This is a genomic window from Bradyrhizobium arachidis (genome assembly GCF_015291705.1).
Classification (GTDB): domain Bacteria; phylum Pseudomonadota; class Alphaproteobacteria; order Rhizobiales; family Xanthobacteraceae; genus Bradyrhizobium; species Bradyrhizobium arachidis.
Genome location: NZ_CP030050.1, coordinates 5,810,526 through 5,827,132 on the forward strand (window position 1 = coordinate 5,810,526; position 16,607 = coordinate 5,827,132).

18 protein-coding genes are annotated in these 16,607 nt (G+C 65.3%); 7 read left to right on the top strand and 11 right to left on the bottom strand.

Annotated features, from left to right (window positions below; all coding sequences use genetic code 11):
• Positions 1-82: 82 nt before the first annotated feature.
• The gene (locus WN72_RS27150; RefSeq protein ID WP_027559525.1) at positions 83-856 is read right to left on the bottom strand and encodes a gamma-glutamyl-gamma-aminobutyrate hydrolase family protein; all 774 of its coding nucleotides are present in this window, start codon (positions 854-856) and stop codon (positions 83-85) included.
• Positions 857-947: 91 nt separating this feature from the next.
• A complete protein-coding gene (locus tag WN72_RS27155; RefSeq protein WP_092213916.1) occupies positions 948-1,664 on the bottom strand; it encodes a hypothetical protein in 717 nt (238 codons plus the stop codon).
• Positions 1,665-1,800: 136 nt separating this feature from the next.
• Between WN72_RS27155 and WN72_RS27160 the strand changes: the two genes are divergently transcribed.
• The gene (locus WN72_RS27160; protein WP_027559526.1) at positions 1,801-2,934 is read left to right on the top strand and encodes an AI-2E family transporter; all 1,134 of its coding nucleotides are present in this window, start codon (positions 1,801-1,803) and stop codon (positions 2,932-2,934) included.
• A gap of 16 nt (positions 2,935-2,950) precedes the next feature.
• Here the strand turns inward: WN72_RS27160 and WN72_RS27165 are convergent, their stop codons facing one another.
• The 6 genes from WN72_RS27165 to WN72_RS27190 all read right to left on the bottom strand — a co-directional run bounded on the left by WN72_RS27165 (position 2,951) and on the right by WN72_RS27190 (position 6,626).
• Positions 2,951-3,247, bottom strand: coding sequence for an antibiotic biosynthesis monooxygenase family protein (locus WN72_RS27165; RefSeq protein WP_027559527.1), 297 nt, complete (start codon positions 3,245-3,247; stop codon positions 2,951-2,953).
• A 101-nt stretch (positions 3,248-3,348) separates the two neighbouring features.
• Positions 3,349-3,585, bottom strand: a complete 237-nt coding sequence (locus tag WN72_RS27170) for a hypothetical protein (protein WP_027559528.1) — start codon at positions 3,583-3,585, stop codon at positions 3,349-3,351.
• Positions 3,586-3,643: 58 nt separating this feature from the next.
• The gene (locus tag WN72_RS27175; protein ID WP_027559529.1) at positions 3,644-4,864 is read right to left on the bottom strand and encodes a GGDEF domain-containing protein; all 1,221 of its coding nucleotides are present in this window, start codon (positions 4,862-4,864) and stop codon (positions 3,644-3,646) included.
• A 229-nt stretch (positions 4,865-5,093) separates the two neighbouring features.
• A complete protein-coding gene (gene rpsI / locus WN72_RS27180) occupies positions 5,094-5,573 on the bottom strand; it encodes a 30S ribosomal protein S9 (RefSeq protein WP_027559530.1) in 480 nt (159 codons plus the stop codon).
• Position 5,574: 1 nt separating this feature from the next.
• Positions 5,575-6,039 carry a 50S ribosomal protein L13 gene (gene rplM, locus WN72_RS27185; protein WP_011087726.1) on the bottom strand — a complete coding sequence of 155 codons (465 nt, stop codon included), beginning with the start codon at positions 6,037-6,039 and terminating at the stop codon, positions 5,575-5,577.
• A 158-nt stretch (positions 6,040-6,197) separates the two neighbouring features.
• Positions 6,198-6,626 carry a PaaI family thioesterase gene (locus WN72_RS27190; RefSeq protein WP_027559531.1) on the bottom strand — a complete coding sequence of 143 codons (429 nt, stop codon included), beginning with the start codon at positions 6,624-6,626 and terminating at the stop codon, positions 6,198-6,200.
• Positions 6,627-6,712: 86 nt separating this feature from the next.
• On the opposite strand from WN72_RS27190, the gene WN72_RS27195 reads away from it, so the two are divergent.
• From WN72_RS27195 to WN72_RS27210, 4 genes are all read left to right on the top strand, one after another.
• A complete protein-coding gene (locus WN72_RS27195; RefSeq protein ID WP_167380688.1) occupies positions 6,713-7,537 on the top strand; it encodes an enoyl-CoA hydratase in 825 nt (274 codons plus the stop codon).
• 123 nt (positions 7,538-7,660) lie between these two features.
• Positions 7,661-8,245 (top strand): CoA-binding protein, encoded by a 585-nt coding sequence (locus WN72_RS27200; protein WP_027559533.1) that lies wholly within the window; start codon positions 7,661-7,663, stop codon positions 8,243-8,245.
• A gap of 149 nt (positions 8,246-8,394) precedes the next feature.
• The gene (locus WN72_RS27205) at positions 8,395-9,675 is read left to right on the top strand and encodes an O-acetylhomoserine aminocarboxypropyltransferase (protein WP_027559534.1); all 1,281 of its coding nucleotides are present in this window, start codon (positions 8,395-8,397) and stop codon (positions 9,673-9,675) included.
• Positions 9,676-9,864: 189 nt separating this feature from the next.
• On the top strand, positions 9,865-10,209 hold the full coding sequence (locus tag WN72_RS27210; RefSeq protein ID WP_027559535.1) for a hypothetical protein: 345 nt from the start codon (positions 9,865-9,867) through the stop codon (positions 10,207-10,209).
• On the opposite strand, the gene WN72_RS27215 is transcribed toward WN72_RS27210, so the two are convergent.
• Entirely contained in the window at positions 10,210-11,292 is a 1,083-nt protein-coding gene (locus WN72_RS27215) for a COX15/CtaA family protein (protein WP_092213912.1), read from the bottom strand.
• 109 nt (positions 11,293-11,401) lie between these two features.
• Here WN72_RS27215 and WN72_RS27220 point away from each other — a divergent pair, with 109 nt between their 5' ends.
• On the top strand, positions 11,402-11,623 hold the full coding sequence (locus WN72_RS27220; RefSeq protein ID WP_092213909.1) for a DUF2842 domain-containing protein: 222 nt from the start codon (positions 11,402-11,404) through the stop codon (positions 11,621-11,623).
• Here WN72_RS27220 and WN72_RS27225 read toward each other — a convergent pair.
• A complete protein-coding gene (locus WN72_RS27225) occupies positions 11,607-12,656 on the bottom strand; it encodes a polysaccharide deacetylase family protein (RefSeq protein ID WP_092213907.1) in 1,050 nt (349 codons plus the stop codon). The two genes, WN72_RS27220 and WN72_RS27225, sit on opposite strands and share 17 nt — an antisense overlap.
• Positions 12,657-12,784: 128 nt before the next feature.
• Here WN72_RS27225 and WN72_RS27230 point away from each other — a divergent pair, with 128 nt between their 5' ends.
• The gene (locus WN72_RS27230; RefSeq protein WP_092213905.1) at positions 12,785-13,963 is read left to right on the top strand and encodes a GNAT family N-acetyltransferase; all 1,179 of its coding nucleotides are present in this window, start codon (positions 12,785-12,787) and stop codon (positions 13,961-13,963) included.
• Between the two features lie 155 nt (positions 13,964-14,118).
• Here WN72_RS27230 and WN72_RS27235 read toward each other — a convergent pair whose 3' ends face one another.
• Complete coding sequence (locus WN72_RS27235) at positions 14,119-16,407, bottom strand: GumC family protein (RefSeq protein WP_092213903.1); 2,289 nt, start codon at positions 16,405-16,407, stop codon at positions 14,119-14,121.
• Positions 16,408-16,607: the final 200 nt, after the last annotated feature.

The window sequence follows — 16,607 nt, forward strand, 5'->3', positions numbered from 1 at the left end:
TCAGACTTAAAAATCCGGTCAGCAACGTAGCGCGCGAGATCAGCTCGACACAACTCCGCGTCATCGCGAGGGCAGCCAGCGTCTACGCCGCTGCCTTCTGCTTCGCCACCATCGCTTCACCGAAAGCCTCGAACAGTTTCCGGTTGATCGGATTGCGCTGCGGATCGTACTCGGCGTGCCATTGCACGCCGAGCGCGAAGGTCGGGGCTTCCGCGATGCGGATCGCCTCGATGGTGCCGTCCTCGGCGACGCCCTCGATCAGCACGCGCTTGCCGGGGTCGAGGATGCCCTGCCCGTGCAGCGAATTGACCCTGATCCTCTCGCAGCCGAGCAGTTTTGCGAACGCCCCGCCCGGTGTGAGGTCGACGTCGTGGCGATCGGCGAACACCACGGTCGGATCGGGATGAATCTCGCCGTTCTCGAGCCTGGGCATGCGGTGGTTCATGCGGCCCGGAATCTCGCGGATCTCCGGATGCAAGGAGCCGCCGAAGGCGACGTTCATCTCCTGGAGGCCGCGGCAGATGCCGAACAGCGGAATGCCGCGGGACACGCAGGCGACCGAGAGTGCCAGCGCGACCTCGTCGCGGTGGATGTCGTAGGGCTCGTGCTTCTCGCAAGGATCGACATTGAAGCGGGTCGGGTGGACGTTGGCGCGGGCACCGGTGAGGACGATGCCGTCGACGGTGTCGAGCAGCGCAGCGATGTCCGTGATATCGGGCGCTCCCGCGAACATCACCGGCAGACCGCCGGAGACCTCGGCCACGGCGCGCAAATTCCGCTCGCCGACCATCTGGACCTGAAATCGATTTTCGACGCGATGGGCATTCCCGATCACGCCGACGACCGGCTTTCTCATCTCCCGTTCCGACCTCCCGCCGAGAAAAGATTCCTCAAACATGCCCTTGGGATGGAACAAATTCAACAGAGGGGATCGCGGGACGGCAATGCTATTTTCGCGCAAATGCCGCCCGGGCCTCGGCTGCCCCCAGGTCGGGCAGGCCGGCAGCCTTCAGAGCGGTTGCGGCGGGATCGCCCGGCGCAGCCAGCCAGGGCAGTTTCGCATCGATTCCGCGCGTCACGGGCTCCCCGAGCACGCCGCCGAAATCGATCGGCCAGAACCCGTTGGGCACCACCTCGGCGGTGAGACTGTGGATGGCATAGCCGTCGCCCAGAACCGCCTCCGCGTGGTCGGCGGCGACAAGGCGCGCGCTCGCAGGGTCCCTGGGATCGGCGAAGCTCACCAGCACGGGAATGAGCTCCCCCTGCACCGGGACGATGCCTGTCTGCCGGCTGATGTCGTTGAACGAGACGCGGTTGCCCCGCGCGGCGCCGTAGGCGCGGAGCGCCACATAGTTGATGTCGTCGAGATCGAGCTTGCCGCCCTGCCGATGCGCCAGCAATGCCACCAGATTCTTGCCCTGGCGGAGGTCTTGGCCGAGATCGACGAACACCGCCTCCCCACGCATCGTGGTGCGGCCGCCGCGATTGTAGTTGCGATCCGGCACGACGGCCAGAATGCCGGACCCGGTCCTGATCCCGTCGGGCGTCGTCACCTCGACCGTGAGGCGATATTTGTGGCCGGGCCGGTTGATCCGGATCTGGTCGCCGATCACGAGCACGGCCAGAAGCCCGAGCAGACCGGCCCACTTGCTGATGAAACTCAAGCGCCCCCCACCTGTTCTTCCTCATCGCTCTGCACCGTTCGCGCGGCAGCGTCAAACCAGCGCGTTGACGCGGTCTTGATCGGACGCGCGTTTGTCGAAAGAGTGCGCCACCCGGAGCCGCCGAAAAGGACATGATGTGACCATTCCAGCAGACCAACGCCCCCGGACGCGCGCCGACCTTGCCTGGGCGATCTCGGTCGGCGGCATTGGCGTCGTGCTGTTCACGGCTCTCCTGGTCTTCACCTGGTATTTTGCCGCTACGCTGCTCCTGATCTTCACCGGCATGCTACTCGGCGTCGGCCTCAACGCGCTGACGGGTGCGCTCGGCCGCCGCGTCCCGCTGCCCCATCCGGTCCGGCTCGCGATCGTCTGCATCGTGCTGGCCTTGATGCTCGCCGGCGTCGCCTATCTCGGCGGCGCCACCATCGCCGAGCAGGCCTCGGTGCTGAGCAAGACCATCAAGTCGCAGATCGGAAACGTCCGCTCTTTCCTCGAGAACCACGGCATCGACACCAGCGTGTTCGATCTCGGCAATGCCGCGCCCGCCGCCACCGGCGATGCAACGCCGACGCCCGCCCCGAACCCCGCCTCGCACGGCGGATTGCCGGGCGCAGGCGCGCTTGCCTCGAGCGGCGGGGCAATCGTCAGCCAGACTTTCAAGCTGCTGTTCGGCGCTATCAGCGCCGTCGGCAACATCTTCATCGTGCTGTTTCTGGGCCTCGCCTTCGCCGCCCAGCCGGGCGTCTATCACGATGGCCTGCTGTTCCTGGCACCGGCGAAGCATCGCAGCCGCGCCGCCCTCATCATCGACCACATCAGCGAAACGCTGGAACGGTGGCTGATCGCACAGATCGTGGTGATGATCGCAGTCGGCGCTGTGACCTGGATCGGGCTTGCCATCATCGGCATCCCCGGCTCGTTCATTCTGGGAATCCAGGCCGGCCTGCTTGCCTTCATCCCGACAGTTGGCGCCATCATCGCCGGCGTCGTCGTGGTGCTGGCGAGCCTCGCCTCGGGCTGGATCCCGGCGCTGTCCGCCTTTCTGCTCTTCATGGGCGTGCACGCCATGGAGAGCTATGTGCTGACGCCGATCCTGCAGCGGCAGGCGCTGGACATCCCGCCGGCGACGCTGTTCGCGTTCCAGATCCTGCTCGGCGTTGTGTTCGGCATCTGGGGCCTTGCGCTGGCGCTGCCCCTCGTCGCCATCGCCAAGGTCATGATCGACCATTTCAAGACGTATGAGACGCCGCCCCTGGCCGAGGCGGCGTAAGGCGTCTTGAAGTCGCTCAGGTCGTCAGCACGGTCTCGGTGTGCTCGACTTCCGGGGGCGCGGCAAAATACTGGCCGACGAGGCCGCGCCACTCGGTGAAATTCTCCGAGCCGCGGAAATCGACGGTGTGATTCTCCAGCGTCGCCCACTTCACCATCAACCGGTAGCGCTGCGGCTTCTCGATCGACTTGTGCAGCTCGAAACCGCAAAAGCCATTGGAGCGGCCGAAGGCGGCCTTGGCCTTGGCGACGGCGGCCTCAAAGTCCTTCTCGCTGCCCGGCTTGACGTCGATTTGCGCGATCTCGGTGACCATCGGTTTCCACCCTTCTTTGTTTGATGGGCGTGTCTACCGCAGACCGAGGCAAAGAAAAAGGCGCCGAAACGGCGCCCTGCCCGGCCAAAAATGCGTCGCTCTCAGGCGAACAGCAGCGCGGTGCCTGCCACGATGAGCGTGCAGCCGATAAACAGCGCGACCGGCCAGTAGCTGCGCCCTTGCGTGTAGCGCCCCTGCGCGCGCCGCTCGTTGATCAGCGCGCTCTCGTATTCATCCGCCGTGGAGAACAGGCAGGCGAAGCCGCCGCGCGCCGAGCTTGCGGCGGCTTCGAGCGACATCAGGGCAGCCTGCGGGTTCTGTCGGGGGATCGATTCCATGACCGCGATGGTAGGGATCGAATGGTAAACAGAGGCTTACCGCAGCCCCTCCCGCGCTTCAGGCGGTGGCCGGACGCGCTTGCTGCGCGCCGGTCCGCGCAGCACTCTGGCGGCGCCAGTTCTCCAGCGACAGCGGCAGCTCCTCCGCCGCCTCGACGCGGTTACGGCCGCCGCGCTTGGCCTGGTAGAGCGCAGTGTCGGCCGAGGCCAGCAGCACCTCGAGTTCGGTGCCGGCCGGGCCGCCCGCAACGCCGATGCTGACAGTGGTGTCGACCGGGCCTTCATCGACGACGACGCCGGAGGTCTCGAACGCTTCGCGCACGCGCTCGGCGACCAGCACGCCCTCCTCGAGCGAGCACGGCAGCAGTGCGGCGAACTCCTCGCCGCCGATGCGGCCCGACAGGTCGGAGATGCGCAAGTTGCTGATGACCACGGTTGAGAACAGTTTCAGCATCTCGTCGCCGGCGGGATGGCCGAAGCGGTCGTTGATCGACTTGAAATGGTCGATGTCGAAGATCATCACGGTCACGGGACGGCCGGCCTTGGCCTCGCGCTCGATCACGCGTCCGCAGGCTTCCGAGAAGCCGCGGCGGTTGAGCATGCCGGTCAAGGGATCAGTGGAGGCGGCAGTGCGGTGCGCCGTCACCGTGCGCTCGGACACCAGCATGAAGATCACGAACACGGTGCCGACGGCATAGAGGATCAGCTCGACTGCGAACACGGTGACCCAGATGCTACTGGAGAAGCCGGCATCGTGCGGGCGCAGGAAGCTGCCGAGCAGGATCGGCAGCATCAAGACGCAGCCGTGCATCACCGGCACCACGAAGGCCGGCCAGCGCCGTTGCAGGCTCTTGCGCCGCTCGACCCAGAGCTCGCTCGCGGTCAGCGCCGCATAGACCGAGACGATGGCGGCGCCGACAATCATGCGCAGCATGGACGCTGCGGGATCGAGCAGCGAGACGGCAGCGACCCAGGCGAGCGCGCCGATGAGGAGGCCCGGCCAATTCGGCTTGCGGCCGTGGAAGACGCGCGCGGCATTCCACACCATGCCGCAGGCGACAAAGCCGACCGCATTTAACGCCAGATAGAGATGCGGCCCGAGCTTGTCGCCGGCCGCGGTCCATAGCGCGACGGAGGCGGCACCGAGCAGATAGGCGGTGCCCCACCATTTCAGCGCAGGACTGTTCTCCTGCCTGCCAAAGAATACCATCATGGCGCCGAGCAGTGCGGCAACCATGGTGGCAACCAAATAGAGCGTGATGCTATCGAGCGACATCATGTCGGCCCCCTTGAAAACATAGCAGTTACGCGATCGGCACATCCGATTTGCGCGCCCTTCCGAATGCGACGCTATGTCCCGCGAGTTCCATTCAGGTTTTCGCGCGAGCCCAAGTTTTCGGGAAACACGCCATCAATTTGCGTACAAACGAACAACAAAAAGGGCGCTGAAATCAGCGCCCTTTTGCATCTCATTGAAGCCGCTTTCGCGGCGAATGTGACCGAAGCGATTAACGCTTCGAGAACTGGAAGGACCGGCGGGCCTTGGCCTTGCCGTACTTCTTACGCTCGACCACGCGCGAGTCGCGGGTGAGGAAGCCGCCCTTCTTGAGCACGGAGCGCAGCTCCGGCTCGAAATAGGTGAGCGCCTTGGAGATGCCGTGACGGACGGCACCGGCTTGGCCGGACAGACCGCCGCCGGCGACGGTGCAGATCACGTCGTACTGGCCGGAACGCTGGGCCACCGAGAACGGCTGCTCGATCATCATGCGCAGCACGGGACGGGCGAAATAGACCTCGACCTCACGCGCGTTGACGGTGACCTTGCCGGCGCCCGGCTTGATCCAGACGCGGGCGACCGCGTCCTTGCGCTTGCCGGTGGCGTAGGCGCGGTTGAACTTGTCGACCTTCTTCTCGTGCTTGGGCGCCTCGGGCGCGGCCGCCGTCTTGAGCTGCGAGAGCTGGTCGAGCGACTGGATGGATTCGGCCATGTTATGCGGCCCTCGTGTTCTTGCGGTTCAACTTGGCGATGTCGATCTTCTCGGGCTGCTGCGCCTCGTGCGGATGATCGGCGCCGCCGTAGACACGGAGGTTGCCCATCTGCACGCGGCCGAGCGGACCACGCGGGATCATGCGCTCGACGGCCTTCTCGAGCACGCGCTCGGGATGCTTGCCCTCGAGGATCTGGCGCGCGGTGCGCTCCTTGACGTGGCCGACATAGCCGGTGTGCTTGTAGTAGGTCTTCTGCTCGCGCTTGCGACCGGTGAGGACCGCATGCTGCGCGTTGATGATGATGACGTTGTCGCCGCAATCAACGTGCGGGGTGTAGGTCGGGAGGTGCTTGCCGCGCAGGCGCATGGCAACGATGGTGGCGAGGCGGCCGACGACCAGACCCTTGGCGTCGATCAGCACCCACTTCTTCGTCACCTCAGCCGGCTTTGCCGAAAAGGTTTTCATGTCAGAGTTTCCGTGGACGGGGAGCATCGGCGCGAACACCGCACCGGACTGCGCGCGTTTCTAGAGAAGAGCGGCGCAACGGTCAACGCCCGAAGTCGTAAATTACCTATGTAAAATCAATATCTTAAAAATATGGTGCTATATTACCTGCGAAAAGGTCAAACATTTGGAATGGAATAGGTCGAGGTGACATGGGCAATCGGGTCGGCTGAGGTCCCGGACAACAGGTTCACCTCCCCGACGGCCAGGCGCTTGCCGAGCTTGAGCAGCCGGGCTTCCGCCAGCACGTCCTGCCCGGGCTGGCCTTTGCGCAGGAAGTTGATGTTGAGATTGGTGGTCACGGCGAGCCCGATCGGTCCGATCGCGGACAGGAGCACCACGTACATGGCGAAATCGGCCAGCGCCATCAGCGTCGGGCCGGACACGGTTCCGCCCGGCCGCAGCATCCTTTCGCTGAAACGCTGGCGTAACAGGCAGGTCTGGCCATCCGCGCTCTCGATCGTGATGTCGTCGCCGCTGAAGGCCTGGGGAAACTCGTCGCGGAGAAACTGCTCGACCTCCGCCACGGTCATTTTCGCTGCCGCCATGCTGTTCCACACCCTCGCTTCACTTGCCCTGTTACATTAAGTTATCTGCGTCATCCCATTGCAATCATCCAACGGAAACCGCGTCAATGTCCGTTCAGGCCGCCCGCACGCCCTCCCCGCACCCGCCGATCCTGCTGCGCGAGACCGTCGGCCCCATCGCGGTCCTGACGCTGAACCGTCCGGCCGCCCGCAACAGCCTGTCCGCGGCGATGATCGCCACCCTGCACGCCGAGCTCAACGAGATCCGCGACGACAAGGCCATCCGCGGCGTGGTCATCGCCGCCAATGGCCCCGCCTTCTCCGCCGGCCACGACATGAAGGAGCTGACCGCGCGCCGCACCGACCCGGATCGCGGCCGCGCCTTCTTCGCCGAGATGATGAACGCCTGCAGCGCGATGATGCAGGCGGTCGTGCATCTGCCCAAGCCCGTGATCGCGTCCGTCCAGGGCATCGCGACCGCGGCTGGCTGCCAGCTTGTGGCAAGCTGCGACCTCGCGATCGCCTCGGAGGATGCGAAGTTCGCAACGCCCGGCGTCGACATCGGCCTGTTCTGCTCGACGCCGATGGTGGCGCTGTCGCGCAACGTCCCGCGCAAGCAGGCGATGGAGATGCTGCTCACGGGTGAGCCTGTTACCGCCGACCGTGCCCGCGAAATCGGCCTCGTCAACCGCGTGGTGCCCGCCGGCACCGAGCTCGGCGCCGCGATCGAGCTTGCGCAGCAGGTCGCGTTGAAGTCCGCCTACACCGTCAAGCTCGGCAAGGAAGCATTCTACCGCCAGGCCGAGATGAGCCTTGCGGACGCCTATCGCTATGCCGCAGAGGTGATGACCGAGAACATGATGGCGCGTGATGCCGAGGAAGGCATCGGCGCGTTCATCGAGAAACGCGAGCCGATATGGCGGGATGAGTGATTTGTTGCGCAGTCATTCCGGCGGCTCGAAGAGCCGACCCGGAATCTCGAGATTCTCAGGTGCGCCATTGCGCACCATAGTTCGATGCTGCGCACCGCCCCGGAATGACGAATGAAGGATCACATGAACCACGACGCCTATCCCGACAATTACATCCGCAGCATCCTCAACAGCGTGAAGTCGATCGCGATGGTCGGCGCCTCGCCGGTCAATGTGCGGCCGAGCTATTTCGCGTTCAAATATCTGGCCCAACGCGGCTACGACATGATCCCGATCAATCCGGGCCATGTCGGCAAGGAGCTGCTCGGAAAACCCTTCGTTGCCTCGCTCTCCGACATCGGACGCCCCGTCGACATGATCGACATCTTCCGCAATTCCAGCCACATCATGCCTGTCGTCGACGAGGCGCTGACGCTCGATCCGCTGCCGAAGGTGATCTGGATGCAGCTTGGCGCACGCGATGACGCCGCCGCAGAAAAGGCGGAAGCGGCCGGGATCAAGGTCGTGATGAATCGCTGCCCCAAGATCGAATATGGCCGTTTGTCATCGGAGATTTCCTGGATGGGCGTGAATTCGCGCACGCTCAGCTCCAAGCGTCCGCCGGCGCCGACGCAAGGCATGCGGCTCTCCCTCAATCGGATGAGTGTCGGCGGCGGCGACACCGCGGCCTCCGATCGCGCGGCCAAAAACAAGACCGAGCAAAGCTGAGACAATCGCGAAGGATTCCTTTCGCGAACGCGACAATGCGTAGCAAGATCATGCCCAAATCATTCTGATGTGAAGCGGCAGCTTGACGGCAGCCACGGCGGCCATCAGCATGCCGCGCGATTTCAGACCACAAGAACAGGACGCCCTCAATGAGCGATCGCCTTCCGGGATTTTCAACCCTCGCCGTGCATGCCGGTGCACAGCCCGATCCGACCACCGGTGCGCGCGCGACTCCGATTTATCAAACCACGTCTTTCGTCTTCAATGACGCCGACCATGCCGCCTCGCTGTTCGGCCTGCAGGCATTCGGCAATATCTACACCCGCATCGGCAACCCCACCAACGCGGTGCTGGAAGAGCGCGTCGCCGCGCTCGAAGGCGGCACCGCCGCGCTCGCGGTCGCCTCGGGCCATGCCGCGCAGGTCGTGGTGCTGCAGCAGCTGCTCCAGCCCGGCGACGAATTCATCGCTGCGCGAAAACTCTATGGTGGCTCGATCAACCAGTTCACGCATGCGTTCAAGAGCTTTGGCTGGAACGTGGTGTGGGCCGATCCCGATGACATCGCAAGCTTCGAGCGCGCGGTGACGCCGCGCACCAAGGCGATCTTCATCGAGTCCATCGCCAATCCCGCCGGCAGCATCACCGACATCGAGGCGATCTCGACGGTCGCCCGCAAGGCGGGCGTTCCGTTGATCGTCGACAACACGCTGGCCTCACCCTATCTGATCCGCCCGATCGACCACGGCGCCGACATCGTCGTGCACTCGCTGACGAAGTTTCTGGGCGGCCACGGCAACTCGCTCGGCGGCATCATCGTCGATGCCGGCACGTTCGACTGGTCGACCGGCGGCAAATATCCGATGCTGTCGGAACCGCGGCCGGAATATCACGGCATCCGCCTTCAGGAGACCTTTGGCAATTTCGCCTTCGCGATCGCCTGCCGCGTGCTGGGTCTGCGCGATCTCGGGCCGGCGCTCTCGCCCTTCAATGCCTTCATGATCCTCACCGGCATCGAGACGCTGCCGCTGCGCATGCAGAAGCACTGCGACAACGCCAAGGCGGTCGCCGAATTCCTCGCCGGCCATCCGGCGGTGGCCTCGGTGAGCTATGCGGGCCTGCCGAGCGACAAGTACAACCAGCTCGCGCGCAAATACGCGCCGCGGGGCGCGGGCGCGGTGTTCACCTTCAGCCTCAAGGGCGGCTATGACGCCGGCGTCAGCCTGGTGTCGAAACTGCAGCTGTTCTCGCACCTCGCCAATGTCGGCGACACCCGCTCGCTCGTCATCCACCCGGCCTCGACCACGCACAGCCAGCTCGACGACGCCGCCAAGGTCAAGTCCGGCGCCGGTCCCGACGTGGTGCGGCTCTCGATCGGCATCGAGGACAAGGAAGATCTGATCGCGGACCTGGAGCAGGCGCTGGGGGCCTAGTTTTCCGCTGTCATTCCGACCGGGATGGTCCGAAGGACCAGACCCGGAATCTCGAGATTCCGGGTTCGGTGCTTCGCACCGCCCCGGAATGACGGCCGCGCTGTTTGGCGATCGCCCCCGTTAACAGTCATTAACCATATCTGCCCCATACATCGTTCGAGGATCGCCCCCCTTGATTCGGAGCCGACGATGTTGCGCTGGACGCTGCCTGCCCTCGCGGCGATGCTGACGGTTTCAGCCGCTGTCGCCGCCGATTTGCCGGCCACGCCGAAGCGGCGCGCCGTCGCTCCGCCGCCGGAACCGCCGACGGTCTATGTCGAGACCGATCCGGATGCGCTGATCTCGCCGGCGTACGGCATCGGCAGCTATATCCGCAACCTGCCGGGCACGCCGCTCCTGCCCGGCTCCAACACGTTGCCGGGCTATTACGGCCGCCCCTGGAGCTACGATTATCAGGGCCCATACTACGGCGGACCGCAGGTCGGCTATTTCTGGCGGCTGCCCTATGCGTGCGGCATCTACGGCTATTGCTGATCAACCTGCCTGGCTAACCGGAACCGCACTCGGCTGCGTCGCAGTCGACTGCCGCGAAGCGAGCCGCTCCACCTGTATCACCGCGAGTGTGAGCACCACGATCGCAACAGCCTGATGCGAAAGCGCGAGATCAATCGGCACCTGATTAAGCAGCGTGAGAATGCCGAGCACCGCCTGCAGGCCCACCGCCGCGAGAAGCAACAGCGCGCCACTCGCCGCTGCACCTGCGCGCGAGCGCGCCGCGTCGATCGCATGCAGCGCCGCCAGCACGAACAGCGCGTAAGCCGTCATGCGGTGCTCGAACTGCACGGTGAGCACGTTGTCGAACATGTTGCGCCACCACGGCGTCTCGAACCACAGCCGGTCTGCAGACGGGATGAAAGCACCGTCAATCTGCGGCCAAGTGTTGTAGGCACGGCCCGCGCGCAGGCCCGCAACCAGCGCGCCGAAATAGATCTGCACAAAAGTCACGACGAGGAGCAGCGCGCTCGTGAAACGCAGCCGCGTGGGCGCTGCGATCTGCGGGCGCTCTTTGAGCCGGCGCACCGTCCAGACGATGCCGGCGAAGATCAAGAGCGCCAGCATCAGATGCGTCGCCAGCCGATATTGCGAAACCTCGACGCGTTCGGTGAGGCCCGAGGCCACCATCCACCAGCCGACCGCGCCCTGCAGTCCGCCGAGCGCGAACAGCAGCCACAGCCTCCGCTTCAGCTCACCGGAGAGGCCCCCCCGCCACAGGAAGAACAGGAACGGCAGGAGATAGGCGATGCCGATGAAGCGACCGAGCAACCGGTGGCTCCATTCCCACCAGAAAATCTCCTTGAACTCGGACAGGCTCATGCCGGCGTTGAGCTCGCGATATTGCGGGATCTTCTTGTAGGCCTCGAAGGCCTCGGTCCACTGCGCCTCCGAGAGCGGCGGGATGCTGCCCGTAACCGGTTTCCATTCGACGATCGACAGGCCGGACTCCGTCAGCCGCGTCGCGCCGCCGACCAGCACCATCAGCGCGATCAGCGCGGCCACGGAGATCAGCCACCAGCGCACGGCGCGATGCGGCTCGGACGGGGCGGAAATCGGCGTCATTTCAAGGGCTAAACCAGGTCTATAGCTAAGAGACTTGAACCGGACTGCGTGCCCCTTATAGTCCCCCGCTTCCGCAGTGCAAGTTACGCGAAAGCCGCAGTCATCCGCCATGACGATCCGCACCCGCAAGTTCTTCGGCGCCATCCTGCTCCTGGTGCTCGCCACCGTCTGGGCCCTGCTCGGCATGGCGGCCGCGCAGATGCCATGGATCGCCGAGTCCGGCTGGCGGCAGGCGATCTATTACGTGGTGGTCGGCATGGGCTGGGTGCTGCCGGCGATGCCGATCGTGAGCTGGATGCAGCGGCCCGATCGCGTCAAGTCGAGCTCGTGACGCTGCCCGTCGGTTTCACCGGCGCAAAGGCGACACCCGACATCAGCACGCGCAACATGCGCAGTGAGCGCACGCGCCCGTCCCAGGAAATCCGCGGCAGCGCGCGCAGATTGGTGCGGCCCTCCGCATCGACGATGCCTGGGATCGTCGACACAGCGCTGGCAAAACCGGCCTCCTCCGCCATCACGACATGGCTGCGCCGGAACGACGAGCGGTCGCCGAACGGAAAGGCGAGATGCCTGACGTCGCTGCGAAAGGCAGCTTCCGCGACGGCCTTGCCCATCGTCATCTCGCGCAGCGCGGCTGCATCCTTCATGTTGGCAAGAACGGGATAGTTCACGGTCGCGCTGCCGATCGTCACCAGCGGGTCGGCAGCCAGCTTCGCCAGATCCTCCCAGTCCATCGACGCTTCGCGCGAGAGCGCGGCAAGATCGATCCGGTAGCGCGTGCAGAGATCGGCCATCGCCGCCGACAGCTCCGCCGGCGAAAGCGAGCGCAGCCAGCCTTCAAGATACGAAAACAGTGCCCGCTTCTCGGCATTGCCCGTGACGGTGAAACGCTGCTCCTTCTCGCCCATCATGAGGCTGATGCGGCTCTCGCGCGCGATCACCTGCTCGAGGCCGAGCCACCAGGCTTCTCCGACACCGTCGGGAAAGGCGGTCGGAACATAGATGGTGAACGGAACGGCGTGGCGCGCCAGCACCGGATAGGCGAAGCTGATGAGGTCCTTGGGCGCGCCGTCGAAGGTGAGCGCCACGAAGCGGCGCTTCTCCCGCAGCGTCACCGCACGGCGGCAAACCTCATCCATGCCGAGGAAGTCATAGCGCCACCGCTTCAGCGCGCGAATGGCGCGGTCGAGGAATTGCGGCGTGATCTCGTCCTCTCGCAGCGGCTGGAATCCGCCGCGCCGCCGCGGCCGCACGCGCGAAAACCGCAGGATGGCGCCGGCGCCGCGGCTGCCCAGCGCAGCCTGGCCGGTGAACCAGGCCAGCTCGAGGCGCAGCCGCTCCAGCCATCTGTCGTCTGATGCCAATATCCCACCTTCGCGTTCGCCGGCGGCCCGTTCCCGCAGCTATTGTCATTACCCTTTGTTGACATTTCTTTGCAAAGGTCGGCCACAGGCCGAATTACGCATTTTTCGTTTCTCGACAGGTTTCGCGAATGACCATGGCTGCGGCGATGCAAAGCCGGACGGCAGAAGCGCCAGCGCGGTCGAAAGCGAGCCGTATCGCGCATGTCGAAATCATCACCGATCTCGCCGAGGCCGAGATAGCCTGGCGCGCGTTCGAGGAGAGCGACCACCTCTTCACGCCCTATCAGCGCTTCGACCTGCTGGGCCCGTGGCAGCGCCTGGCCGGCTGCGAGGACTCGCGCCCCTTCATCGTCATTGCCCGCGACGCCGATCGCCAGCCGCTGCTGCTGCTGCCGCTCTCGCTGCGTCAGGGGCACGGCCTGCGCACGGCCTGCTTCATGGGCGGCAAGCATACGACGTTCAACATGGGCCTGTGGAACGCCGAATTTGCCGTGCAGGCCACCGTCGCCGACCTCGACGCGCTGCTTGCGCCGCTGCGCGAGCATGTCGATGTGCTCTCGCTGACGCAGCAGCCGCTGCGCTGGAACGACCAGCAGAACCCGTTTGCGGCTCTGCCGCGGCAGAGCGCAATCAACGGCTGCCCGCTGCTGGTGATGGAGCCCGGCGGTCCGCCCACCTCGCGGATCAGCAACTCCTTCCGCCGCCGTCTCAAGAGCAAGGAGAAGAAGCTCCAGGCGCTCGCGGGCTATCGCTATCACCTTGCCACCACGGACGCGGACGTCACCCGCCTGCTCGACTGGTTCTTCCGCGTCAAGCCGGCACGGATGGCGGAGCAGAAGCTGCCCAACGTCTTCGCCGAGCCCGGCGTCGAAGCATTCATCCGCAGCGCGTGCCTCGCCCCGCGCGGCGACGGCCGTGTCATCGACATCCACGCGATCGAATGCGACGACGAGGTGATCGCGATCTTCGCCGGCGTCGCCGACGGCCAGCGCTTCTCGATGATGTTCAACACCTACACGATGTCCGAGCACGCCCGCTACAGCCCCGGGCTGATCCTGATGCGCTACATCATCGACCGCTACGGCGAGCGCGGCTACCGTTCGCTCGATCTCGGCATCGGCTCGGACGACTACAAGCGCATGTTCTGCAAGGACGATGAGGACATCTTCGACAGCTTCGTTCCCCTGACCTCGCGCGGCAAACTCGCGGCGATGGCGATGTCCTCGCTGAGCCGCGGCAAGCGGCTGGTGAAGCAGAACCAGATGCTGTTTGATTTGGCCCGGCGGCTGCGGCAGGCGTTCGGGTAGTTCTCTTCCCTTCTCCCCTTGGGGGAGAAGGTGGCGCGAAGCGCCGGATGAGGGGTATCTCTCCGCTCGCTAGACTGTTCGTGAGGAGAGAAACCCCTCACCCGGCTTCGCTTTCGCGAAGCCACCCTCTCCCACAAGGGGAGAGGGTAAGAACGTCACGCCGCCACGACGCGCGGGGCTTCCGGTGCGTTTGACGGCTGCACCGGCCTAGTCAGCATCGTCACCTCGCTGAAGCCGACGCCCCTCAGTTGCTCGCACATCAGCGTGCGCGCATCCTGCGCCATCGACGCATCGGGCACCACGACGGCGCGGGCATGCGCCGTCAGCAGCTCCGCAGGCAGGTCCGAAGCGCTACCGGCGTCGAGCAGCACGTGGTCATAGGCACGGAGTAGCGCGTCGACCGCGAGCGTCACCCGCGGCGATTGCAGCAGGCTGCGGTCGAAGCCGGGACGGCCGGCCATGACCAGGTGCAGCCGCGAGAGCTTGTCGCGGGTGATGACCTGCGCGAACGAGGCTTCACCCTGCATCAGCTCGGCAAGGCCAGGTGCCGTGGTATCGACGGACACGGCGGCGATGGTCAGCGACGCCCCGGCGAGATCGACCACGACGACCCGCGCGTCGCGCGCCAGATGCCGGGCGAGCGTCAACGTCGACAGCGTGATGGCTTCGCCCGAGGCGGTGCCGAGCACCGTGACTTTCTTGGCCGCAGCACCAGCCGCGCGCAGGCGCTCCGCCAGATGCTCGATCTCGGCGAACTCGCTGACATCGGCATCGGCCGTGATCTCCGGCTGGAGCGGCGCGGGCTCCGCCATGACCGGATCGACGAGCGGTTCGACGACCGGCTCGACCACCCGCTCCTGGCGCACCGGCGTCGGTGCCGGGACGACCGCCGCCACTGCGCGCGGCGCGGTCTGGCGCAGCAGCTCGCCGGTGACGACGACGCCGGACGACAGCAGCAAGGTCGCGATCGTCGCGATCAGCACGATCGGCAGCTTCTTCGGATAGGCCGGCGTGTTCGAGACGATGGCACGCGAGATGATGCGTCCGTCGGTCGGCGCGGTGTCGATGGTCTCGCGGGTGTTGGCCTCGCGGTATTTGGCGAGATAGGTCTCGAGCAGGTCGCGCTGCGCCTTGGCTTCGCGCTCGAGCGCACGCAGCTGTACGTCCTGACCGTTGGTCGAGGTCGCCTGCTTCTTGAGCTGCTCCAGGCTCGCCGACAATTCCTGCACCCGACCGCTGGCGAAGCGCGCGTCGTTTTCCAGCGAGCGGGCGATCTTGGCGGCCTCGTCGCGGATCTGGTTGTCGAGATCGGCAAGCTGCGCCTTCAGCTCCTTGATGCGCGGATGATTGCCGAGCAGCGTCGAGGATTGCTCCGCCAATTGCGCCCGCAGGGCTACGCGCTGCTGGGATGGCCCACGAATCGATTCCGAGTTCAGCACCTCGGAGGCCTCGATCGGCTTGCCGCTCTGGAGCATCTCGCGGATCAGCCGCGCCTTGGCCTCGGCATCGGCCTTCAATGCGCGCGCATTGTTGAGCTGGGTGTTGACCTCGCCCATCTGCTGGTTCGACAGCGTGGTGTTGTTGGTGCCGACGAACAGGCTCGACTTGGAGCGGAAATCCTCGGCCTTGGCTTCGGCCTCGGCGACGTTCCGCCGCAGCTCGTCGATCCTGCTGGCGTACCACTGGCTCGCGTTCTTGGCTTGATCCTGGCGCGCATCCTGCTGCAGCACCAGATAGCCGTCGGCGATCGAGTTGGCGACGCGCGCGGCAAGGTCGGGATCGGCGGACTGGAATTCGACCACGATGACGCGCGACTTGTCGACGGCATAGGCTTGCAGGCGCTCGTAATAGGCGTCGAGGACGCGCTCTTCCGGCGTCATCGAGAACGGATCGCGGCCGATGCCGACCAGCGCGGCCAGTGACTTCAGCGGCGAAACGCCTTGCAGCACCGGATCGAATTCGGGCCGCTCCGCAAGCTTGTTCTTCTTGATGATCTCGCGCGCGAGTTCGCGCGACAGCACGAGCTGCACCTGGCTGGTGACGGCTTCGGCGTCGAGCGCCTGCCGCTCCTCGGTGCGGTCGCTGTTCGGCCGCAGGAACACGTTCTCGCGGCCGTCGATCAGGATGCGCGCCTCGGATTTGTAGCGCGGCGTGACGAGATTGACGGCGGCGATGGAGGCGACGAGCGCGAGCACCGTCGGCACGATGATCCAGCCGCGCTTGCGCGCCAGCGCCGCGCCAAGCGCGTGCAGGTCGATGTCACCGGATTCGACAGGCGCCTGCTTCGGGGCAACAGGCGCAGGCTTTGCTTCGACCCGGGTGGCTTCAACCTCGGATGCGGCTTCGGCTTCCTTGGGTCCAGCCTTAGGTTCGGTCTTGGGCTTCGAAACAGCCCGCTCGATCACAGCCTTGTCCTTGCCGGCACGCCAGAACGCTAAACGCATCGAACACTCCCGCAGGGCAATGCTGCGACTCTACCTCAACCACGGCGATTACACTCCATTAAGGTTGCCGCTGGGTTAATCGCGCCGCACAGCGACCGGCGGACTTGCACCCGACACCGTTTGTTAACCACGAGGGCTCTTAATCCATCTCGATATTTCGAGAATTGTTCGAGCATCGCCTTCGAGCGCTGGTTCTGATC